A 23,473-nucleotide genomic window follows, 5' to 3' on the forward strand; every position below is an offset into this window, starting at 1 on the left:
GAAGTCCAGGAGGGGATACCTGCTGGCTCCAAACCTTTTTTGGGGCGGTTGTTTTCCTGAGAGGTCACTGCACAATATATATATATACGACTTCTTACCGCCAAATCCTCTACGGATGTACCAGTTACCACAAACACTTTATAGAAGTCTTATAAGCTCCACGTTAGACTCAGGGGTTAACTGGTACAAATGTATTTTAGCAGGTTGCTCAAAAGTGGTAAAAGCCAATTTATTGAACTAACGTTCTCCGTTAGTTTAATGAACCTCTATTATGCATTTGAATAATTAATCGAGACCACTCCTGGTTTACCTACGGAACGAAGGAATACCCCAAGTACCCGAAGAAGAACTTCGGCTCGTGCTCCTAGTTTGTATCCTCCCTTAGTTGAACGGAAAAAAGTATCTTTATATACTAAAAGTGAGACCTTTACATCTAAAGTAATCTTCAGCTTGTTTAATTCTTTTCCAATATACTCAACAAAAAGTTCATAACGTCTCTTTAACCATTCAAATGACCTACTCATGAAGTTTGTAATTATACATGTATGAAGTGATCCGTTAGGATGCCCAAATTTTTTTGAAATAATCCCAACCTTTATTTCGCCTGGCACACTATATAATTGTCAGGAATTACAGATGCAACTATGGAGGAAAAAAATGGATTCAATTAGTAAAAACGGAAAAGAAGCGGCGGAAGCGATTCGGAGCTATGTCAAACCGATTTTCGGTTTTGCGTTAAACCGGGTCAAGCAGCGGGCCGAGGCGGAGGATCTGGCTCAGGAGATTATGCTGCAGTTGTTGAAATCCTTCTCCGGGGTGCGGGACATTAGAAGCCTTGATGCTTACGTCTGGACGGTTGCCCGATACACTTGGGTGAACTGGTTGAAAAAGCGTGCGCACGCTCCCCAAGCGATCGAAATCAACGGCATGTCCGAACTGTCTGCCGCCCCTTCCCGGGAGCCGCTTGACCGGCTGCTGGTAACCGAAGCTTACCGCGAGTTGCGCCGAGAAGTCGCGTTCCTGTCCGACATCCATCGCCGGATCGTGGTCATGCATTACTACGACGAGCTTAAAATCGGCGATATCGCGGTTGCTCTGAACATTCCTGTCAACACGGTGAAATGGCATTTGAGCGAGGCTAAAAAGAAGTTACGGAAAGGGATGAAACGTATGCGTGCAACAGGAACTTTAAGTGTCAATCCGGTCAGCATGGGGGAAATGGGCCATTCCGGTTCGGCCGGCAGACTGGGCGAAACCAACGATTTTCTTGGACGCGCCTTGGCGCAAAATATCGTTTACGCGGCTTATCACAAGGCGCGTACCGTACATCAAATCGCGGAGGAGCTCGGAATGCCGCCGTCTTTGCTGGAAGGCGAAGTCCGGCACCTGGCCGATTACAATTTTCTCATCCAAACCTCTCCCGGCAAATATCAAAGCAATACCATCGTCTGGGACCTCTTCGAGTTGGCCGTAGCCGGTCATCAATTCTGGCAAGATTGCGCCGCCGAAGTGGCCGATGTTCATTTTGACGCGTTAATGGAAGTTCGCCGGCAAGTCGAGGATAGCGGAGTGTACGTTCCGGACGGCGACTATAACTTCCTGCTCTGGACCTTGCTGCCCAAGAACGTCGAGGAGCAATCTTGGCGGAGCATGCCGGCGGGCGAAAACTTCGATGCGGTCGCACCAATGCGAAAGGACGGAGGTCAGTATATTGCCTATGCGGCGTTAAACCGGAGCCGCAATGCCGATCCGGGTTTTGATTTGAGTAGTTACGTCACCTTCGGTCCGTCGCTCCGCTACGTCGAAGACACTCCCTTATACTTGTGGCAATTCAATACTTACTGGAGTGACCGCCAGATGGATTGGCGTTTCCTGGAATACCGGAATGTCGAGATTTGTCATGCGTTCCAACAAGGGGAACTGCCCGACAACGAAGAGAACAGCGAGCAATATTCGTTCCTGCTGGAGAAGGGGTACATCCGCAAGACGGATGAGGGGTACAAGTTCAATGCGGTTTGGATCGACTCTCCGCAAACGTTGGATCGGTTGAACAAGGCAATGCCGGATTTGTCCGCTCTGTATGCGCCTGCTGTCGGCAAGCTCTACGACAAAATGCTCAAGCTGTTCCTGCAAAATCAGCCGAAGCATTTGGAGCCACAGCTTGCTTACATGGTGAGAGGCAACACCGGCGGAGGCCGGCTTGTCGCTTATATTTTGAAGCATTTGGTCGATAACGGGAAGTTGAAACCGCCGTTGCCGCACCAGCAGAAGACGATCTCAACCTGGATGGGGCCGGTCAAGTAAGTCAGTTCGGAAATGTATATGAAGAAAGGCCGTTCCCGAGCGGTGGCCATTTTTACACAAAACTCTGTCTGTCCAACGAAGTGATTAGGATATCGCTATTGCACCACGGCCCCCTCCTGAACGTATGGAAATGATTAAAAACTACCCATGACGCATGTCCGTCATGGGTAGTTTTTGATCGCCATCGTATCTGCCGGATTTCTCCTTACCTTACTATTTTTAATCTTCTTGTCCGCAACCAACCGTGAGAGGCCAGATGCTCCACTACTCAGCAGATTTAATTAGCAAAACTGCCCTTTCAAAAAAAGGACGCTCCCGCGCCTTCGCTTGGGCTACGTCCTCCTCATTATATTCCATTTCCAATTACTAATTAAAGAACGTAAGCGGATAGCATGTAGTGCTTAAACAGGGGACTTATCTTAACCTAAGCACTAAGAAAACACTTTATTTTCACAGAACACTTGACTTAAATGCCTATGTATTCTATTATTCAATTAATCAATTGAATAATGTCTTCTTGTTTTCGATTAAAAGGAGGCATTTAAAGAGAGAAACTTTTTGATTCAATCGTAGGATCTATGAAAAACGTAAGTAAGGAAAAAATTCTGAGCGTAATGAATTAAAGCTCAGAGTACACTAAAATTTCTAATGAATAGAGGGGTTTTCTATGAGTCATCAAGACAGTTTATTTAAAAAATCGAATTTTAAACGTATTGGAGAATTTAACTCGGTTTCTCCAGAGATTTTCAAGGCGTTTGTAGCCTTTGAAAAGTTAGCATTGGCTGAAGGGAAACTTACAGCAAAATACAAGGAACTAATTGCAATTGCTATAGCCCACACCACGGGATGCCCTTATTGTATTGAGGTTCATGTAAAACAAGCTAAGAAACATGGTGTATCAAAAGAGGAAATGGCAGAAGCTATAATGGTTGCCACCGCGCTCAAAGCCGGTTCGGCGATGGCTCATGGCGTTAATGCTTTAAATGCGTATGATGGTACCGATGACGACGAGTTATACCGTGCATCTTATATTAATAGACTACGGGAGTTTACCCAATTAAGTGATTCGTTCAAATCCTTTGCTTCTTTTGATCAGCAAGCGTTGAAAGCCAGCATACTCAGTACCAAGGAAAAAGAATTGATTGCGGTTGCGGTTGCCCATACCACTGGGTGTCCATATTGCATTGATATTCATACGAAAGCAGCCAAAAAAGCCGGAGCAAACAAAGAAGAACTGGCTGAGTCGATTATGGTAGCTACTGCTTTAAAAGCTGGTTCCGCTCTTGCTCATGGAGTAAATGCACTGGTTGCATTTGACGAATAACTAAAACTGAGAAGGGGTAGAAACATGAAAATTGAAATCTGGTCTGACATTGCATGTCCATTCTGCTATATTGGTAAACAAAATCTGGGGCGAGCCTTAGATGGATTACCGCATAAAGATGAAATAAGTATTGAATACAAAAGCTTTGAGCTTGATCCGGGAGCTTCTTCGTATGATGGAACAAGTTTTGTAGAAAAATTAACCCCTAAATTTGGCGGAAGAGAACAGGCAAAAGAATTTCTTAGCCACTTAACTCAACAAGCCAAGAACGTGGGATTATCCTTTCAATTAGATAGTCTTAAACCCACCAATACACTGGATGCTCATCGTTTATTAAAATGGGCAAAAACGAATGGCAAAGAAACAACGTTGAATGAAAAATTACTTATTGCACATTTCACTGAATCAAGGGATGTAGGAGATTATGATACACTGGCCGATATTGCAGAAGCGGTTGGATTAAACAGAAAAGAAGCCCTCGAAGTATTAAAAAATAAGGATCTCTATAAAGATCAAGTACGACAAGATCAAGATGAAGCTCGTAGAGTTGGGATTAGCGGGGTACCGTTCTTTATATTCAACCAAAAATATGCAGTTTCAGGGGCACAGCCGACAGAATCTTTTTCTCAAGTGTTGGAGAAAGTTTGGGAAGAAGAGCATCCGGTAGCTAAGTTTGAAATTCTTTCTGATGAAACCTCTAGTGAAGGACTATGTACTGATGAAGGGTGTGCGATCCCGCCTAAAAAGTCATAAAGGACAAGCCAGGATCCAATTAAATTGGTCTATGAAAAATATAAAATAGAGGAGTCCTAAATATGAGTAAAATGAACGGTGTAGATGTGAATATGCTCGGAAGCTTGGCAGAAAATTATAAGGAAAATCCCGAGGATGCGATTACAAGTTTTGCTTCTACAGTAAAATGGAAAGATGGGTTTTACTCGGAGGCCGAGGTTGGGGACTATAAGCCGGTACCCATTGATGAACCAGAGTGGCTATCCGGAACTGGAAAAGGGCCTAATCCCGTTGAGCTTTTGTTAAGTGCACTTGGTGCTTGTGTAGGTGTTGGATTCATTGCAACAGCTAGTGGTATGGGGATTAAAGTAAATTCGTTGGACGTTGATGTTACTGGCGAAATAGATCTGAACGTTTTCTTTGGCTTAAAAGAGGGGAATTCTGGCTTTGATGAAATAAACGTTCGTTTCAATGTGGACAGTGACGCAGATGAAGCGCAGGTTGAAAAGTTGATTGCAAAAGCCATAGAAATATCACCTGTGAGAAACACCATTGAAAGAAACGTTAAAGTGACTTCGATGTATACACTTCACAGTTAATACCATGTATACTTGATTGTTTTGCTAGAAAAGTAGACATTATGCGAGGAACACATAGCATAATGTCTACTTTTTTATAATTTTAGGATCAGGGTGCTTTCGTTTTCCCTTGTGGCTAAGGACATGTGTGCTCCCTTTTTTTGCCAAACGCCCTGCATACGTCAGTAGTTAGTATTTTAAAACAGCCGACAGGCCGATGTACGAACTATTCTACAGTGGGAGTGAAGAAAATAGATTTGCTGCTCCAGCAGCCGACTTGATCTAAGTAGAATGAAGCAAGCAGTAAAGATGGGATAGGTCGTCTACACATTTTGCTTCATTCCCTTCTTTCTGATCACGAACACGATGGAGAGAAGTACCGGAACCAGAAAAAACAAAATGATTCCCATGTATTCGACCGCACCGCTAAGGCTAAACACGTCCATCATACTGAGAGGAGTCATTGTGGAGATAAAGATAATCGGAATTAAGCCAAAAATCGCATAACGATATTTAAGACCGAATACCTGTGAGATTCCTAAGGATGCATTGAAGAAAAAACTGCAAAAATTACAAAACATTTGCATCATCCAGATCACCAGCAGCGGAAACTCCAGACGTTCAAAAAGAAATCCGGGGATTTCAAAACTGCGTATTAAATTAATGGTGGGCCAAGTACTTGTCACAGTGGAGTCCGTCGATAACCCGCCGATCACCATAACTACGGTCAGAAAGTACAAAACCCAAGGGATACTGATCCCCACTACCATGGCCTTAAATGCTTTTTCAGGGTGCTGCAGAAAAGCGACTAGTGTCATGACGACTTCGCATCCAGCATAAACAAGAATAGTCGATTTTAGTCCCTTGATGATAGGTAAAATCCCGTCACTCAATACGGGACGAAGATGATCAATTTCAAATATCCTTAAACTAAAGACAAAACAGAAGAGCAGAAAAAAGAGACTAATCGGAAGTACAATCTGGTATAGCCGAGCGATGGGGTTAATACCTCCAAAAACCAAATAACTTCCTACCCAAATAAATGGAATCACAATCGCCCAGATGGGTGTGCCTTCAAGCAGATAAAACATCGTCACTTCAGCAAAAACCCGAATCTCGAGGCCAGCGATGATTAAAAAATATATAATCAATAATACACTTAAAAATCCTCCTGGGATGATGCCCACGATTTTTCTGGAGTATTGATACACGGTGTTTCCAGGAAACTGTTGACTTAATTTCACCATCAGCCAAACGACTAATATGACAATACATCCACCGATGAGGACAGAAAGCCATCCATCAGGAGTCTGTACCTTTTCAGTTACATTTCTCGGCAGTGTCAAAATCCCAGCCCCCAATACGGTATTGGTCAGGAATACAGCGGCCTGCTTCGTTGTGATCTTATCATCAGAGCGTGTAAACACCATAGCTCCTCCTTCGTCTTAGCATCATGGCTTACGTTTGCTTTGCTGCGTTTTCATCATAATAGGTCTTCTTTTCATCAGAGATATAGGAGCTTAGGAATACAAAAATTCCAGTTACTTATACTTTCCTGTTGTTCCTGTTAGGGTTGCTGATCTTTAAACATCAAAAATCTGCAATACCTGCTTGTTCATAATCTCTTCATCCTGCATACCTTCTATGAAGACTAACACGGACCGTGCATTTCTTCACCACAAACTCACGAAAATGCACATCACTATTTTCACCTATAGCCTCACGAATTGTCTTTAAGTCGGAATCATAATTCCCTGTAATCTAAAGGGGTAATCAACGCGAGAGCGGCCTGAAATAATGTAACCCACCTCGGAATATAAGGAATTATTTTAGACCACATGATGATCACCTCTAAACGTTTCAATTCATTTCCCAATAAGAACCAAGTTGTTCGTAAAGTATTCCTAATAAAGGTTGTATTTACACATGAGTCGGAAAAATCCGTTCCTAAATTGCAAAAGATCTGTAAAGACTTATGAGTAGGTTCATTTTCGAATGGAACTCCTACGAATGATATTATTTGTTTTTAGTGTAGTGATCGCTAACTAGTATTGGGCATGGAGACGGAGAATTGAGATAAGCATTTCCCCTCAATTTTAGACGTGTAAGTTTCCAATTAAGGTGCAACAGATAAATGACATTTTACAATACAGTCTATATAAGAAGTGACAAATGATAATACAGAAAGTGTCATTTTCATAGTACAGAAAGTGTCATTTTCATAGTACAGAAAGTGGCGTTTATAGGCTGTATTAATGACAAAACTAATTACAGCCGACAGGAGAATGTTTATTTTATTGCTTTTTAGAACTTGACCCTATGATCTCTATAGTAAAAAGAAACTTGCAGTCTATTATGCACTACAAGCATCCACGATCTGATTTATGATGAATTATTCAAACTACCGATGTTATTATGGAAGGACATTTCAGTACAAGGATCGTGCAGAAGTGATTGTAAAAGAAGGACTTCAAAAAGTGGCCATACTAAAACAAGAAGGATAGAGATGAATATGAACAGATGTAGAGGACAAGGACGTATACCTAATGGAATCCGCGCTGGTGCTTCAGCCCGGTAAGGAAGATAAAGAGCTTCAGCGAAAAAAGAGCATCAACAAAATTGAAACGTTTCCATCTTAGTGTTATTATAATTTTCATAAAGAGAGATAGGGGGAGGGAGATGCCGATGCCAAGTATTAAAGATGTAGCTAGCTTAGCTGGCGTAGCTGTAGGAACTGTATCCCGCGTTATTAACAACTCGGGCTCTGTAAAACCAGATACACGCAGAAAAGTGGAGGAAGCTATACAAGAACTGAATTATTTTCCTAATGAAGTCGCTCGAAATTTCAAGATGAGGAAATCCAAGATGGTAGCCTTGCTGCTTCCAAGTATCTGGCATCCTTTTTTTTCTGAACTGGCTTATTACATTGAGGATGAGTTGGATCGGGAAGGCTTTAAGCTTATGTTGTGTAATAGCGGCGGCAAGCCCGAAAAAGAACTGTATTATCTGGATATGCTACGGCAAAACAAAGTGGCTGGTATTGTCGGCATTACTTACAATGATATAGAAAATAGCGTAAGCAATGACATTCCGATTGTAAGTATTGATAGGCACTTCAACAAAAAAATTACTTGTGTGACCTCCGATAATTATGAGGGAGGGCGTCTGGCTTTGAGGGAGCTTGTTAAAGTGGGAGCCCAGAAACCGGCTTTTATGGGAAGCGTCACTTCCATTTTCAGTGAAACCATGAATCGGAGAAAAGGTTTCATTCATGAGGCGCAAATATTGGGAGTCGATTATGTAATCTACGAGAAGCCCGACCCTATAGTGAACGACGATGCCTATTTTAACGAGTTCCTAAATGAGCATCGCGATGTGGACGGCATTTTTGCTATTACCGATATGTTAGCCGCCAACTATATAGAAAGAGCACGCAGGGAGGGCATTCGCGTTCCAGAGGATGTAAAGGTTATCGGCTACGACGGGATTCAGGACCATCCTTATTTTCATCCGATATTGTCTACAATCAGGCAGCCAGTGGAGGAGATGGCACGTATGACAATCAGACTGCTTTATAAGAAAATCGAAGGTGAAACTTTAGATCAGCAAGTGTATCGTCTCCCCGTTGTCTTCAAGCAAGGCGAAACTACATGATTTTATTGTAAAAATATTAGCTCATTCGGTCGATTCATAGTATGGATCTACTAACTGATGTTTTTCTCACAGCAAATTGGAAGCGTTTCAAAAGTGAAAACATCCAGTTCAAGAAAGGGGGTGGAATGGTGAATTCAAGAACTAGCGAGTCGGATCATTCAGGATCAAGCCAAATCGAAAAATATGGAACCAGATCAAACGCGACTATTCCTTAAACATTTAAACTTCAAACTTTTTTCTTTTGGCAGAAGAAAGATATCTCAGTTCTTCCCGATATTTCGCCACGGTTCTGCGTGATAGATGCAAACCTTCCTTTCCCAGCAGGGTAGTAATAGCCTGATCCGATAACGGTTTTTGCTTGTCCTCATCATCTATCAAATTTTTGATACGCTTTTTTGCACTCTCCGATGAGGCAACATCTCCGTCCGCTGACGTCAAGGAGGAAGTAAAGAAAAATTTGAGTTCGAACAATCCGCGAGGCGTCTGTATAAATTTATTACTGACCGCCCTGCTGACTGTGGATTCGTGTAAGCCCGTCTTATCGGCAATCTCCTTTTGGGTGATTGGTTTGAGGAAATACACGCCATGCTCAAAAAAATCCTGCTGCTTTTCCACAATGGCCTTGGCAACCCGTAGAAGGGTCAGCCGACGTTGCTTCAGGCTATTGACCAGCCATTTTGCCGTATTCATCTTCTCATGGATAAAACGTTTGGTTTCACTATTCGGTAGATCCTGCATCATTTGCCGGTAAAAAGGGTTGATCTCAACCCGCGGCGCACTAATGTCATTAATCAGGACAAGATATTCCCCGTTGGCTTTTTCGACCGTGATATCTGCTATGATGTATTGCTGCTCTTTATGAGCAAATGCTGCGCCCGGGCATGGATTTAGCTTGCGAATTCGATCGGCCATCTGTATAACCTCTTGCCTACCGATTTCAAGAGCATCCGCAATTTTTTGTATCCGATTGTTCGCCAGATCGGCCAGATGGTTGCTTACCATTCTGACTATGCATTCATCATCCATGCCAGCAAGCTGGAGCTGGAGAAGAAGACATTCTTCCAAGCTGTAAGAGGCGATCCCTGGTGGATCAAAACTCTGTATCACCAAGAGCATATCCTCAATTTCGGCTATGGGAACGTCCAATAGTGAGGCGACCGTTGGAACATCAAGTTCTAAATATCCCATTTCATTCAAATTGCCAATGAGGTACCGTGCCACCATACGCTGTGAATTTGTAAGCCCACATACCAGTCCAAGCTGCCTGTTCAGATGTTCAAACAGGGTATCATTCGGATTGGGGACAAAATCCAGAAATGTAACGGGATTTGCTCGCTGGACCGATGGATATTTTTCTCCGCCACGATAATGTTCAAGCAGATCTCCTTGATCTTTCTGTGAAAACCGCTCTGCTTCTTCTTTGATACTGCCTATGGACATATTAAACTCTTGCAAATCAATGACTGGATTATTGTTCGCCTGTTCATGCAGAAAGGATATTAAATCAGCCGAAGAATATTGCAAGATCGTGATTGCTTGTCGCAATTCGGGCGTCATAACCAGCTTGAATCCTTGTTCCTGTTGTAATCCATATCGTATCATTGACTTATTCAAACTCCTTTTCCATACATTTCCGGTACAAATTCACAGTCAGTCATTTATGAAAGATCTACTTCTCTAAGCCTATGCAATTCTCCTGCCTAGATGTTAACGTTACCGAGTAATTTTATCTGATAGAAACGATTCATAAACAAGCCAAAGATTGTCGTAATAAGTAACAGTTATTATGTGTGTTGTATTTTTGGTTATATACACTATCTTTCTTGTATACTCATTCATTGAATAACAAAATACACTGGAGCTGGAGGAATCATTTATGGAAACTTATAAAATTGTCTGCATTGATATTGACGGGACGCTGCTTAACTCGGCGCATCAAATCACGGAAGCAACCAAAGAAACCATTCTCCAGGTTATAAATGATAAGCAGATTCCAGTGGTTCTTGTCTCTGCGCGAATGCCAAAAGCAATTATTCCATTGCAGAATCATCTTGGTATTTCTGAGCCTCTCATATGCTACAGTGGGGCACTTGTTATAGATAAACACGGGAACAAGCTGAACACCCGTTATATAGATAAGAAAATGACACAGTGTTTGCTTGACAGCCTGGCTGCCTATGATCTTCACGTAAGCCTGTATAAGGATGATGAGTGGTATATTGAGCAATTGGATGCATGGGCGCTTCAAGAACGTGACATCACCAATATCGAGCCTCGCATTTATAGTTTTTCTAAGCTTACCAGTGGTTGGAGGGAAGAGACTGATGGAACCAGTAAAATTTTGTGCATGGGTGATCCCGAAGAGATCAGACGCGTCCTTCAAGTATTGCGACCCCTATACGGCGAAGAAGTAAATCTCTACTTATCCAAGCCTACTTATCTGGAAATCATGTCAAAAAAGGCTTCCAAAACGGCAGCCATTCAAATTCTGCTAAAAGAGTACCAACTGAAACAAAGCGATTGTCTGGCTATGGGTGACAACTACAATGATATCGACATGCTGGCCTTTGCGGGACTTGGCATTGCCATGGAAAATGCTCCCCTTGAGGTCAAAGCTGCTGCCAACACCGTTACTCTCTCGAATGACGAGGATGGAGTAGCTCATGCACTGAAAAACCATATTCTGTTCCCTAAATAAGCAGGTTGAAATCAATTTCCAATGACTGATTCAGGCTGGAGGAATACAGGTGAAAAGAATAGATAAGATTTTAGAGTATATTGCCGAAAGCACCAAGAAAATTTCCAAAGAGGCTTTATTTGCGGGGGAAGGGATTACGGCTGCGGAAATTGCTGATGATCAAAAGATGTTGAGAAACAATGTGAGCAAAGAGTTGAATAATCTGCTGCGTGACGATCTAATCCTTAAAATCAAAGGAAGACCGGTCAGATTTCTGCACAAGCAGATTATCGAGGACACCTTTCAGGTTCGGCTGAAAGAGAAACAAATTGAGGTCAAAAGCATCAAAGAGGTATTGCTGCCTGACGAACAGATCGATCCGTTCCATGCTTTGATCGGTTTCAGGGGCAGCATGCGTAACCAGGTTGAGCAGGGGAAGGCAGCGATTCTGTATCCTCCTAGAGGTCTGCATACCCTGATAGTCGGGCAGACGGGTGTTGGAAAAACTATGTTTGCCAGGTTGATGTACCATTATGGCAAATATATGAAGCGGTTTTCAGAGCATGCGCCATTTATCGTTTTTAACTGCGCTGATTATTTCAATAACCCCCACTTGTTACTTTCCCACATCTTTGGTCACGTTAAAGGGGCGTTTACAGGCGCTGATCATGAAAAAGCAGGGCTGGTGGAGAAAGCTGACGGAGGCATCCTGTTTTTGGATGAGATTCACCGTTTACCCCCGGAAGGTCAGGAAATGATTTTCTATTTCATGGATACTCACACCTATAACAAATTGGGCGAAACGGATCGAAAAAGAGATGCGAGTGTGTTATTGATTGGAGCTACAACGGAAGATCCCGGATCATCCATGCTGAAAACCTTCATTAGGCGCATACCCATCACGATCAATATCCCTTCCCTTCAGGAACGTGCTATTGAGGAGCAAATGCTGATTTTGAAGCATTTGTTTGCTAACGAGGCCAATAGGGTAAACAAGCCGATTAGGATTGAACCAGAGGTAGTAAGAGCACTGATCGGCAGCGTCACCTACGGCAATATCGGCCAGTTAAAGTCGAACATCCAGCTGGTATGCGCTAAAGGTTTTTTAAACAGCATACATGAAAACAAAGAAGAAATAGGACTTGATTTTAAAAACCTGCCGGGAAATATCCGAGATGGTTTGTTTAATATTGATAAAACGCAATATAAGATGAAGGAAATCGGATGTATTTCCTCGTGCCTATACATTACTCCAGAAGGAAGAAAAGCTTTGGATGAAGAGGTTGTTTCCGAGCTGCCGTTTAACCTTTACAAACTAATTGAAGACAAGATTGGCATGCTGAAGGAAGAAGGGCTCGACGACGCCTACATCCACAGATTTATTGCTACGGATGTCAATATCCATATTAAAAGCTTTTATAACCGTTTTTATAACACCAAGGGGAGCAGGGAACGAATTCTGAAAATTGTGAACAAAGACATCCTTGAATTCTCCGAGCAGATTAAGGAAATGGCCAAAAAGGAACTAAACCGAATTTACAGTGAGAGATTCGTGTATGCTTTCAGTCTTCATTTAAGCGCCTTTTTCAAGCGCACCAGAGAGAAAAAATACGGTGATGCACGAATCTATGAACCGATGAATGAACATGATGAAGAGTACAGACTGGCCCAGACTATCAAAAGTTTGATCGAGACTAAGTTTGGTGTACATGTACCGGAGGCCGAAATAACTTATATGGCGATTCTTCTGAAATCTGTTGAGGAAGAACGACAGGGTAGTGTGGGAATTATTGTGGCAGCACACGGTACCAGTACAGCGAGCAGCATCGTCGGCGTCGTAGACAGCTTGCTGGGCAGTTCTAATCTTTGTGCTGTTGATATGCCCCTCGATGTCAGTCCTAGGGAAATTTTGGAGCTTATTATCGATAAAGTAAAGAGCATTGACCGTGGTAGAGGCGTGTTGCTGCTGGTTGATATGGGCTCTTTGCTCAATCTTGAAGAAACTATTATGGAACGTGTTGGAATCAATGTAAAGACTATTGATATGGTTTCAACTCCGCTCACGCTGGAGGCTGTCCGAAAGGCCAGTGTTTTTGACATGGGGATAGAGGAGATATACCAATCGTTAAAGGATTTCAGGGGATATAACAATAGCAGCGCCGCAGTGAAAGTAGTTCATAAGGCAATTGTGACGGTTTGCTCCTCCGGCAAAGGTGCAGCGGTCAAATTGAAAGAGTTTGTAGAGAAAGTTGTCTGCGATTTGACGGATGAGGAGATACTGGTTGTCCCGGCAAACGTAAGAGAGTTGGATAAAGTGGTCCAGGATATGCGGTCTAAGCGAACCATTCTTGCCGTGATTGGAGTAAAACGGCCAAGCGAGCCGGAAATCCCGTTTATTCCCTTGGAAAAGCTGATTGAAGCGAGCGGTGAGCAGACATTGAGAGAGCTACTGCTGAATAACAAGCAGATCCCTGCTGTGGATCAAAGTGTAGTCGTCAGGGAGTTATGCGAGGAAAGTCTGAAAGAATTTATGACGTATTTGAATCCCCACAAAATTCTGGGAATGGTGATGAGATTTGTGCAAGAGCTGGAACTTGGATTAGAAGTCAAATTTGATTATGCAACAAAAGTCCAAATTTCTACTCACACAGCTTATGCGCTGGAACGTATGGTTATTCGCGATGGACTTGTTTATCAGGGGGAAGTGAAACAGCTCGACCAGCACATATTCGAGGTGGTAAACCGTTCATGCAGCATATTTGTTTCTGGTATGAATCTTATACTTTCTGAAGACGAAAAATATTATATTTGCGAAATGCTGAGCGAAGTATATAACTTTATTCCACAGTAATGGCCAAAGAGTATAAAACGCTTTCATATGTGTATGAAAGCAGTGGAGATTGATAAATAATGATCTGTTCAGACTGGAAAAAAACCTCCGACGCAACGGGGGTTTTTTTGTTGTTTACAAAATTTCCTCTGATCTATACAGAAGTTTGGCACAGAACTTGCATCATAGATATGTGGAGAGAAAAAAAGGGGGTGAGACAGATGATCGGTGTAATTGTTGGGACACACGGGAAATTTTCTGAAGAAATACTGAGGTCAACAGAAATGGTTTTCGGCCATTTGGATAATGTGGCAGGTGTTACGTTTGAACCAGGTGAAAGTGTCAGCGGACTTGTAGAGAAATATAAGGCTGCGTTGGCATCGCTGGATTGGACGGACGGTGTTATCTTCCTTGTTGATCTATTCGGCGGCAGTCCTTATAATGCTGCCAGCCGAATTGCAGTTAACCATGAAAAAATGGATATTGTGACAGGAGTAAACCTGCCAATGATCGTTGACCTTCTTGCAAACAGAGGAATTGAACAAGTGGAGAATTTGGTAAATTTAGCGATCCGTGCAGGGCACGATTCCATGATGTCTTTTCGTACCATTCGAAACAGTCAATTAGAGGAGGAATTATAGAATGGAAATTGCATTAGTTCGTATTGATGACCGTCTGATTCACGGTCAGGTGGCGACCGTTTGGGTGAAAGAAGCGAAGTGCAATAAGATTATCGCCGTTAGCGATGATGTCGCAGCGGATACATTACGCAAAACCTTATTGCTTCAGGTGTCGCCGCCTGGAATTAAGGCGTATGTCGTAACGATTAACAAAGCGATAGAGGCTTATAATAACCCCAAATACAGTGATTTTAAAACATTGTTTCTCTTTACCAACCCTACGGATGTACTGCGGGTTGTGGAAGGGGGAGTACCCATCCGCTCGGTGAATGTTGGAGGAATGTGTTTTAAGGAAGGAAAGACACAGATTACCGGGGCGGTATCCGTAAACCAACAGGATGTAGATGCATTTCGTAAGCTGCATGAAAAAGGCATTGAGCTGGAAATCAGAAAAGTAGCCAGTGATCCGAAAATCAACTTGATTACCAAACTGCAGGATATGTGATCGTAAATACCAGGCGGCAACTAGAGAGGAGTTATAGAAATGACTGTTTTTCAAATTGTGATGGTAACACTGGTAGCGGCCATATGTGGTATGGGTAGCGTTCTAGATGAAGGGCAAACCCATCGTCCTCTGATTGCGTGTACGTTGATTGGCCTTGTCCTTGGCGATCTCAAAACTGGCATTATACTTGGCGGTACTCTGGAATTAATGGCTTTGGGATGGATGAATGTAGGAGCATCCATGGCACCAGACGCTGCTCTAGCCAGCGTGGTTTCAACCATTTTGGTCATCGTCGGCCATCAATCGATCGGCGCCGGAATTGCCGTTGCGATTCCAATTGCAGCCGCCGGACAAGTGCTTACCATTTTTGTCAGGACGATTACTGTCTTCTTCCAGCATTTAGCTGATAAGTATGCGGAATCTGCAAATTTCAAAGGAATTGAGCTATGTCACTTTATTGCCTTACTTTTGCAAGGTCTGCGCGTTGCTTTGCCCGCTGTTTTGGTGGCAGTTGCCGCAGAAACGGGCCTGGTGACTGCTATGCTTAACGCAATTCCGGAGGTTATCACCAGAGGACTACAAATTGCGGGCGGCTTTATCGTAGTCGTAGGGTATGCGATGGTCATTAATATGATGGCAGCCAAATACCTGATGCCATTCTTCTTTCTGGGCTTTGTCATTGCAGCTTTTACCAGCATTAATCTGGTTGGTTTTGGGGTCATTGGCGCGGTTCTGGCTCTGCTTTACATCCAGTTGAGCCCAAAATACAACCAGCGTAATGAGAAGATGGAAGAAATTGAAGAGTTATAGTAACTACCTGAAGGGAGAGGAGAGCACTATGAAAGAAAAGAAGCTGACTAAAAGTGATTTAAATAAGATGTTTGTCCGTTCATGCTTCCTGTTAGGCTCGTTCAATTTTGAGCGAATGCAGTCGATCGGTTTCTGTGTCACCTTGATCCCTGCGATTAAGCGGCTGTACAGCAAGAAAGAAGATCAAAAAGAGGCATTGAAAAGACATCTGGAATTTTTCAACACTCAACCGTTTATCTCGGCGCCTATTATGGGTGTAACGGCTGCGATGGAAGAGCAGAAAGCGAGCGGCCAGCCGATTGACAATGCCACCATAAGTGGAGTCAAAGTCGGTTTAATGGGACCTCTTGCGGGAGTGGGTGACCCCATTTACTGGGGGACTTTACGCCCGGTTCTGGCTGCACTCGGAGCCTCAATCGCCTTATCCGGCAGCCTTGTCGGACCGATTCTTTTCTTCCTTCTCTTTAACACTGCACGCTTGGCAACGAAATGGTACGGTCTGAAATACGGTTATCACAAAGGTACGGAGATTGTTTCCGATATGTCGGGAAACCGGTTGCAAAAACTCACGGAGTCAGCCTCCATACTGGGGCTTTTCGTTATGGGCGCACTTGTTTCTAAATGGACTACCCTGAATGTGCCGCTGGTGGTATCAAGATATGTGGGAACGGATGGAAAAGAGGTTATTACGACCATTCAGATGATTTTGGATCAATTGATGCCTGGACTTTTACCACTATTATTGACCTTTTTATGTATGAGGCTACTGAAAAAGAAAGTGAACGCAATCGCTCTGATTTTTGCTTTATTCGCAGTAGGCATTATTGGGTACGCATTTGGTGTTTTGGCTTAAAACGTGCGGTCAGGGAGTCATCCTTGGCCGGACTTTGTCGGATTTTTGTGACCAAAGCAGCGTAAACATAAGATATTGAACTATAGAGTTAAATATAAACGCTTTGTCAAGAACATTACTTGGAGTTCAAAATATTAAAAGAGGATATGAAAGATGGTGAAGAGGAAGTTAAGTATGTTGCTTATTTGCAGTGGGCTATAACATCCCTTCTTCTTCCTGGGATTTGTCATTGCCGCTTTCACGAACATCAATCTAGTTGGTTTTGGGATCGTAGGAACTGTGCTGGCTCTGCTATACATCCAGCTCAGTTCGAAATACGGCGGAAATTGAAGAGCTATAAGAAAATATTTTATGAAAGAAGGGGAGTACATATGGAAGAAAAGATGATGACCAAAAACGACTCAAACAAAATATTTGTACGTTCTTGGTTCCTTAATTCCGACGATTAAGCGGCTGTACAGTAAGGTTACTACCGTTCTTACTGACCTTCCTTTGCATGAGACTGCTTAAAAAGAAAGTGAACGCCATGGCTCTCATTTTTGCGCTATTCGCAATTGGTATTATTGGATACGCTCTCGGTGTCTTGGCTTGAATAATTCTTAAAACTATTTGGTCAAGGAGTTATCCATCACCGGGGATAGGCTTTCATTATAAGGCGTTTTGAACTGATTTATAAAATTAGTTATAAAGGGAGTGAACAAGATGAGGAGTAAAAATATGAATCGGATTTGTTCTTTAGCACTTAGTATCATCTTATTATTATCTTTAACTTCATTCACGAAAGCGTTTGCATCAGATCCAGGATATTATCAGGAAACGTACCGCAATCAATTTCATTTTTCTCCCGAGGCCAACTGGTTGAACGATCCCAATGGAATGGTTTATTACAAGGGTGAATATCATTTATTTTACCAAAATTATCCATATGGAACGACATGGGGACCGATGCATTGGGGGCATGCTGTGAGTAGAGACCTTGTTCATTGGGAACATCTACCTGTTGCACTTTCTCCTGATATCCACGGACAGATTTTTTCCGGAAGCACTGTAATCGACTGGGGAAATACAGCCGGCTTTGGAAAGGAAGCAATGGTAGCCATCTTTACCCATTCAGGTGATAAGGGTCAGGTTCAAAGCATTGCTTACAGCTTGGATAAAGGGAGAACATGGAAAAAGTATGAAGGGAATCCGGTAATGCCTGAACCTCCCGCCGCCGATTGGCGCGATCCCAAAGTATTTTGGCATGAACAATCCAATCAGTGGGTGATGTCGTTAGTTGCTAACAATAAGGTGATGTTCTATACTTCTCCCAATTTAAAAAATTGGACTTATGCCAGTGAATTTGGTCCAGATGGTGGAATACAGGCCAATAGTCTGGATTCCACTTCTTACGCGATTTCCTCACAAGAAGGTGGATCATTCAACTATGAGGGCGACATTACCCTTAATGCAAAAAATGGCCGGGAAGGATCAGGAGGACTGGTTTTTCGTTCTGATAAGCGTGCGGCCAACGGCTATGTAGTCAATCTAGATGCCAAAAATGATCGCGTAACTTTAACCAAAAATAGGAATGGAGAAAGCATTGAACTTGGGGCCAGTTCTTTGCGCCTGGATACTTCATCTACCTATCATTTACAAATTGTAACAGATAGACATCACATTCAGGTTTTTGTAAACAACCAATCGGTTATCGAACAAACGGATGATGAATTTGTATACGGCTACTATGGGTTAACCGCATGGAATTCAACAGCCTCTTTTCGAAATGTGAAATTCAATAATACATCAAACTTTGTGACCAATTTGTCAAAATGGACTGTTGTAAGCGGTTCCTGGGAAGACACCGTGAAAGGAATGACCGGGACTTCCGCGGTGAATTCATATGTAATGAGCGGGCAAGCCGGGGAAAACTTTCGATATCAGGCGAACATTGAATTATCGGATGGCGGAGATGAAATCGGCTCACTTGTTTTTCGGGCAGATGCCGAGGTGAGAAATGGATATATGGCGAGCCTCGACGCTCACAACGATAAAATAAAATTGATGAAGCTTGAGGACGGGAAGCAATCAGTTCTGGCCGAGGCCACTGTATCTCTCGCTACGTATACGGATTACCCTTTAGAGGTGAGGACCTATGGAGAGAATATAAAAGTATATTTAGATGGTAAACTTACTCAGGATGTAAATGATTCTACCTTTTCCTCCGGCGTTTTCGGCTTGCATTTGGCGAATTCCTCTGTGCTCTTCCAGAATGTTCAGTTGGGCAAAAATATCATCACAGAGGAGAATGAAATACTTAACCATGATTTTGAAACAGGGGATCTGACTGGGTGGACCAGTGTACAAGGGGAAGCATTTACTAATGACCATGTAACAGATCGAAAGGATTGGTGGGGTGGAACTTTCGACCAGCAAGGCAAGTATCATCTATGGGGGTTTTCCGATAGTCACAAGGGGGATGATGCTACTGGAGAACTGCATTCATCCTATTTCAAACTGGGTGGCTCCGGAGAGATTAACCTGATGATGGGCGGAGGCAAAGACGTCAGCAACCGTTATTTATCGTTAGTCAGAGCTTCTGACGATCAGGAATTGCTTCGTCAAACAAATACGAAATCCGAAAAGGAAGCGTATAGCAGATACGTATGGGATGCTTCCAATTATATTGGTGAAGTGCTATATATCAAAGCTGTAGACAATGCAACGGGACGTTGGGGGCATATCAACCTGGATGATATCAATGTTTATAATGACAAATCAATTCCGGAAGACGTTGACCAGGTTGCACAAGAGCCGGAAAAAGGCAATTTGCCACAAAGTGGCCTCATAACGGATTGGTCTGCCGTCTCAGGTTCGTGGATACCTTCTACAAACGGAAGTATAGGCGGCGTATGGGAATGTCCTGCATTAATTGAATTGCCTATTGATGGCGACCCTTCAAAAAAGAAATGGGTTCTGCAGGTAAGTATAAATCCGGGAGGACCTGCAGGCGGATCCGGAATGCAATATTTTGTAGGAAGCTTTGATGGGAAAACCTTCACCAATGAGAATTCTTCCGACCAAATATTATGGTCCGATTATGGAGCTGATTATTATGCCGGTGTGGAGTGGAGCGGTATTGAAGGGGAGAAGGGCGAGAAATACTGGCTTGGCTGGATGAGTAACTGGACTTATGCTCAAGATACACCTACTTCAACATGGAGAAGTTCCATGTCACTGCCGCGAATGATGGAACTGACCCAGACAGAGGAAGGGTTACGCTTAAAACAAACACCAATTTCTCTGGCCGGCATTCGTGCTGAAACAAAGGGAATTTCATATATAAATGAAAAGATTAAGGGAGAAAGCGACCTCCTATCCAACTTTTCTGACGATACATTTGAAATGATTGCAGAGTTTGATCTTTCCAACACCGAAGCAACTGAGTTTGGTTTTAAGGTTCGTAAAGGAACTGAGGAATATACAACGGTCGGGTATGATGTCTACAATGAAAAGCTGTTCGTTGACCGTACGAATTCCGGGAATTATGATTTCGGACCTGATATCACAAATAAACATGAGGGCCCGCTGAAGGCTTTAAACGGTACGGTGAAAATGCATATTTTTGTTGACCGGTCAGCGCTGGAGGTGTTCGGGAATAATGGAGAAACAGTGATAACTGACCAAATATTCCCTCAATCTTCGAGTAAAGGAATGCAAATCTACAGTAAGGGCGGGGATGTGGAATTAAAGTCTTTAAAAATATTTCCGTTAAAAAGTGTCTGGAAAACGCCCCCATCTAGTGTCTCCGTACTGTCAGATTGGACGACGATCAGCGGCAAATGGGCGGATACTATTAATGGAAAACAGGGGCAGGGCGTAGGGGATGCGTTTATTCTGGCAAGTAATTTCGGTGAGAACTTTATATATGAAGCGGACATTAAAGTGCCGGATACAGATTCGCATCCCGATGATCCTGAAAAAGATAACATAGAAAACCCCATCGGCGCAGGTGCCTTGGTCTTTCGTTCAGACCCTACGGCAAAAAATGCGTATGCAATTAATCTGGATGTAAAGAATAATGTAGTTAAGTTGATGAAATTTGTTAAAGGGACCGGTAGTGATCTTGCCATCTACAATAATGACGCGAAGCTGAAACTACGGACAAATCAGGATTATCACCTCAAAATTGTAGCTGTCGGGGATACCATAAAGGCTTATTTGGACGGACAACTGGTGATTGATACCAAAGACCAAAGTTACACACGAGGATACTTTGGGTTAAATGTAAGGGATACAACAGCATTCTTTAATAGTGTTCGAATATCAAGTTACAATTCCGGCCATTCCGGTGACAATTTTCAGAACAACAAGGGCAGCGACAGCCAGGCAGTAAAGCTGCCAGTCAAGGCATCTATTCCGGCTTCCGCCACTTCAGGAATATTGGAGTATGCTCCGGGTATTACACAAAAGGCTGATGGCAGGAAAGAAGCCGCAGTGGTCGTGGATGATCTTACTTTGCTTAAAGCTTTGCCGGTAAGAAAAGGTTCTGCACTAACTTTGCATGTGAAAGCTGCTGGGGCTGACGTGGTTATCGTTGAGCTGACCAGCATGGCCAATAAGCTTTGGAGCGAGCATCGAACTCTGGATCTTCAGTTAATTACAGAACTGGGGACGTACACCCTTCCAGCCAGCAGGGTGAATAGAAATACCTCACCTTCCAATAGCGTGCCAGGGCTGCGAATTACGTTATCCAAGGCAACAATGCAGCAAAATGCGGCTATTCAAGAAGCGGCTGTAAAAGCGGGCGCAACCGTGGAAACGACTCCTATAGACTTTAGGGCTGAAGCAGTAACAGGCAGTACAACAACCGCTCTTGATTTCGGTGATACCTATGTGAGCCGGACACTTCCGCTTTCATCAGCGATGGACCCAAATCGTTCCACCGCAGTTTGCTACGACGAAGCCAGAAGGAAACTTATCTTTGTACCGAGCATTTTTCGGGCTGGGGATGATGGAGCCTCCGTTGAAATAAAGCATAATTCCAATGGTGTATATACCGTTGTCAACAGCAGCCCAACCTTCGGTGATTTACCAGCTGGGTACTGGGGCAAAGCCGACATAGAGCTGCTTGCCGCAAAAGGAATTGTTGTCGGTTCGATAAAAGGAATATTTGAGCCATCCAGGCCTGTTACCCGCGCCGAATTTGCCGCTATGCTTGTTCATGCACTTGGGCTTAAAGAACGGGCGACTCCAGCCTTTAGGGATGTAGTCAAGGGTTCATGGTACAGCGGATATCTCAGCGCAGCCTATTCAGCTGGGCTGGTCAAAGGTTATGAAGACGGTGCTTTTCGTCCTGAATCGGGAATTAGCCGCCAGGAGATGGCTCTACTTGTCCATCAAGCATTACAATATACCGGGTATGTCTCAGTCAACAGCAAAAACGGGCAATCGCTAGATGGATATGCCGACCACTCGTCTATCGCGGTTTGGGCGCAAAATGCAGTAGCCGCTGTTACAGCTCAGGGCATCGCACAAGGTATGGACACTGGACACTATGAGCCACATGCAACAACTACCCGCGCCGAGGCGGCAGTTATGATAAAACGTTTGCTTCAAAAGATTGAATTTATCAATAAATAGGCAAAATGAATAAAGTCCCCGGACTCTTAATGCAATATGCACACGGACCGGGGACTTGCTATGTGAAATACACAATATAAGCAATTTGCTTATCTTTATAAAAACACTTAAAAACACTTAACAAAAAGCGTCTAATCGCTTATAGTGAATATAGGGATAGGGGGGGCTTTATATTTACCAAGAGGAACGACTTTTAAAAATTTTGGAGTATCTCCAAAGCCGTAACCAATTATCAAATTCGGAAATTTGTAATTTATTGAACATCTCGAGAGATACGGCAAGAAGGGATATTATTAAGCTTGTTCACGAAGGGGGGGTTATCAGAACCCATGGAGGTATTGCCTTGCCCTTATTAAAAGAAGAAATAAGAGCCTACAAGGAACGTGTAACTTCAGCAACAAAGCAAAAGATGCTCATTGCAAAAGCAGCTTCCGCGCACATCGCTGACGGAGATGTTTGTTTCATGGATGTATCGACTACCATTCAACTGCTCTGTGGGCAATTGGACAAGAATCTCACGGTTTATACACACTCGTTGGATAATGCAGAAGCTTTATCAGCAAAAAGTGAAATTAACATAAACTTGCTCGGGGGCAAATTTAATCATGAAAATCGTTTTTTTTATGACCACTACACGGCTATGCAGTTGAACGATGTTTTTTTTGACAAAGCTTTTTTAGGAGCTGCCGCCATCATGGAAGACGGAGTGTATTTTGCAAACCGTGATGATGCTTTAGTTAAAAAGCTGGTATCGGGACGTGCCAGAGAAGTATTTTTACTTGCTGATTACAAAAAATTTAATTTAACAAGCCCGTTTAAAGGCCTGAATTTATCCGAAATTGATATTTTAATTACAAATCAGGATGCACCGGAGCACTCATTGCTGATGTTGCAGGATAGCGGAGTAGAAATTATCAAGGCGCTTGAGGAAGAATCGTGATAAATAATCGCAAGGGAGCCATCG

At 43.1% G+C, this 23,473-nt stretch carries 16 protein-coding genes and 5 pseudogenes; 17 read left to right on the top strand and 4 right to left on the bottom strand.

The window, feature by feature from the left end; all coding sequences use genetic code 11:
* Positions 1 to 269: 269 nt before the first annotated feature.
* A complete protein-coding gene (locus ACL9RM_RS19995; RefSeq protein WP_422759386.1) occupies positions 270 to 611 on the bottom strand; it encodes a hypothetical protein in 342 nt (113 codons plus the stop codon).
* Between the two features lie 46 nt (positions 612 to 657).
* Here ACL9RM_RS19995 and ACL9RM_RS20000 point away from each other — a divergent pair, with 46 nt between their 5' ends.
* The 4 genes from ACL9RM_RS20000 to ACL9RM_RS20015 all read left to right on the top strand — a co-directional run bounded on the left by ACL9RM_RS20000 (position 658) and on the right by ACL9RM_RS20015 (position 4,959).
* A complete protein-coding gene (locus ACL9RM_RS20000) occupies positions 658 to 2,304 on the top strand; it encodes an RNA polymerase sigma factor (protein ID WP_250261916.1) in 1,647 nt (548 codons plus the stop codon).
* 667 nt (positions 2,305 to 2,971) lie between these two features.
* On the top strand, positions 2,972 to 3,628 hold the full coding sequence (locus ACL9RM_RS20005; protein ID WP_023988731.1) for a carboxymuconolactone decarboxylase family protein: 657 nt from the start codon (positions 2,972 to 2,974) through the stop codon (positions 3,626 to 3,628).
* Positions 3,629 to 3,652: 24 nt separating this feature from the next.
* Positions 3,653 to 4,381, top strand: a complete 729-nt coding sequence (locus tag ACL9RM_RS20010) for a DsbA family oxidoreductase (protein ID WP_250267908.1) — start codon at positions 3,653 to 3,655, stop codon at positions 4,379 to 4,381.
* A 62-nt stretch (positions 4,382 to 4,443) separates the two neighbouring features.
* Positions 4,444 to 4,959, top strand: coding sequence for an OsmC family protein (locus ACL9RM_RS20015; RefSeq protein WP_250267909.1), 516 nt, complete (start codon positions 4,444 to 4,446; stop codon positions 4,957 to 4,959).
* Positions 4,960 to 5,261: 302 nt separating this feature from the next.
* On the opposite strand, the gene ACL9RM_RS20020 is transcribed toward ACL9RM_RS20015, so the two are convergent.
* Both ACL9RM_RS20020 and ACL9RM_RS20025 read right to left on the bottom strand, forming a co-directional pair.
* On the bottom strand, positions 5,262 to 6,365 hold the full coding sequence (locus ACL9RM_RS20020) for a GerAB/ArcD/ProY family transporter (protein WP_250262097.1): 1,104 nt from the start codon (positions 6,363 to 6,365) through the stop codon (positions 5,262 to 5,264).
* A 146-nt stretch (positions 6,366 to 6,511) separates the two neighbouring features.
* Positions 6,512 to 6,778, bottom strand: a pseudogene (locus ACL9RM_RS20025) (spore germination protein); the annotation flags it as partial.
* An 845-nt stretch (positions 6,779 to 7,623) separates the two neighbouring features.
* Between ACL9RM_RS20025 and ACL9RM_RS20030 the strand changes: the two are divergent.
* Positions 7,624 to 8,592: a LacI family DNA-binding transcriptional regulator gene (locus ACL9RM_RS20030; RefSeq protein ID WP_250267910.1), complete on the top strand. Its 969-nt coding sequence runs from the start codon at positions 7,624 to 7,626 to the stop codon at positions 8,590 to 8,592.
* Positions 8,593 to 8,811: 219 nt separating this feature from the next.
* Here ACL9RM_RS20030 and rpoN read toward each other — a convergent pair whose 3' ends face one another.
* The gene (gene rpoN, locus ACL9RM_RS20035; RefSeq protein ID WP_250267911.1) at positions 8,812 to 10,194 is read right to left on the bottom strand and encodes an RNA polymerase factor sigma-54; all 1,383 of its coding nucleotides are present in this window, start codon (positions 10,192 to 10,194) and stop codon (positions 8,812 to 8,814) included.
* A 274-nt stretch (positions 10,195 to 10,468) separates the two neighbouring features.
* On the opposite strand from rpoN, the gene ACL9RM_RS20040 reads away from it, so the two are divergent.
* The 12 genes and pseudogenes from ACL9RM_RS20040 to ACL9RM_RS20095 all read left to right on the top strand — a co-directional run bounded on the left by ACL9RM_RS20040 (position 10,469) and on the right by ACL9RM_RS20095 (position 23,449).
* Complete coding sequence (locus ACL9RM_RS20040) at positions 10,469 to 11,290, top strand: Cof-type HAD-IIB family hydrolase (RefSeq protein ID WP_250261912.1); 822 nt, start codon at positions 10,469 to 10,471, stop codon at positions 11,288 to 11,290.
* A gap of 49 nt (positions 11,291 to 11,339) precedes the next feature.
* Positions 11,340 to 14,120 (top strand): sigma-54-dependent transcriptional regulator, encoded by a 2,781-nt coding sequence (locus ACL9RM_RS20045; RefSeq protein WP_250267912.1) that lies wholly within the window; start codon positions 11,340 to 11,342, stop codon positions 14,118 to 14,120.
* Between the two features lie 200 nt (positions 14,121 to 14,320).
* Positions 14,321 to 14,740, top strand: a complete 420-nt coding sequence (locus tag ACL9RM_RS20050) for a PTS sugar transporter subunit IIA (RefSeq protein WP_250267913.1) — start codon at positions 14,321 to 14,323, stop codon at positions 14,738 to 14,740.
* Between the two features lies 1 nt (position 14,741).
* Positions 14,742 to 15,224: a mannose/fructose/sorbose PTS transporter subunit IIB gene (locus ACL9RM_RS20055; protein ID WP_039269822.1), complete on the top strand. Its 483-nt coding sequence runs from the start codon at positions 14,742 to 14,744 to the stop codon at positions 15,222 to 15,224.
* Between the two features lie 39 nt (positions 15,225 to 15,263).
* The gene (locus tag ACL9RM_RS20060; protein WP_023988666.1) at positions 15,264 to 16,034 is read left to right on the top strand and encodes a PTS mannose/fructose/sorbose transporter subunit IIC; all 771 of its coding nucleotides are present in this window, start codon (positions 15,264 to 15,266) and stop codon (positions 16,032 to 16,034) included.
* A gap of 28 nt (positions 16,035 to 16,062) precedes the next feature.
* Entirely contained in the window at positions 16,063 to 16,887 is an 825-nt protein-coding gene (manZ, locus tag ACL9RM_RS20065; RefSeq protein WP_250267914.1) for a PTS mannose transporter subunit IID, read from the top strand.
* A gap of 204 nt (positions 16,888 to 17,091) precedes the next feature.
* Positions 17,092 to 17,217, top strand: a pseudogene (locus ACL9RM_RS20070) (PTS mannose/fructose/sorbose transporter subunit IIC); the annotation flags it as partial.
* Positions 17,218 to 17,356: 139 nt separating this feature from the next.
* Positions 17,357 to 17,479 (top strand): annotated as a pseudogene (locus ACL9RM_RS20075) (PTS system mannose/fructose/sorbose family transporter subunit IID); the annotation flags it as partial.
* A 125-nt stretch (positions 17,480 to 17,604) separates the two neighbouring features.
* Positions 17,605 to 18,651, top strand: a pseudogene (locus ACL9RM_RS20080) (glycoside hydrolase family 32 protein); the annotation flags it as partial.
* Positions 18,652 to 19,413: 762 nt separating this feature from the next.
* On the top strand, positions 19,414 to 22,509 hold the full coding sequence (locus tag ACL9RM_RS20085) for a GH32 C-terminal domain-containing protein (RefSeq protein ID WP_250268899.1): 3,096 nt from the start codon (positions 19,414 to 19,416) through the stop codon (positions 22,507 to 22,509).
* A 199-nt stretch (positions 22,510 to 22,708) separates the two neighbouring features.
* A pseudogene (locus ACL9RM_RS20090) lies at positions 22,709 to 22,843 on the top strand (DeoR family transcriptional regulator); the annotation flags it as partial.
* 9 nt (positions 22,844 to 22,852) lie between these two features.
* Positions 22,853 to 23,449 carry a DeoR/GlpR family DNA-binding transcription regulator gene (locus ACL9RM_RS20095; RefSeq protein ID WP_155271685.1) on the top strand — a complete coding sequence of 199 codons (597 nt, stop codon included), beginning with the start codon at positions 22,853 to 22,855 and terminating at the stop codon, positions 23,447 to 23,449.
* Positions 23,450 to 23,473 lie beyond the last annotated feature (24 nt).

This window comes from Paenibacillus sp. S29 (assembly GCF_049319765.1).
GTDB lineage: Bacteria > Bacillota > Bacilli > Paenibacillales > Paenibacillaceae > Paenibacillus > Paenibacillus polymyxa_B.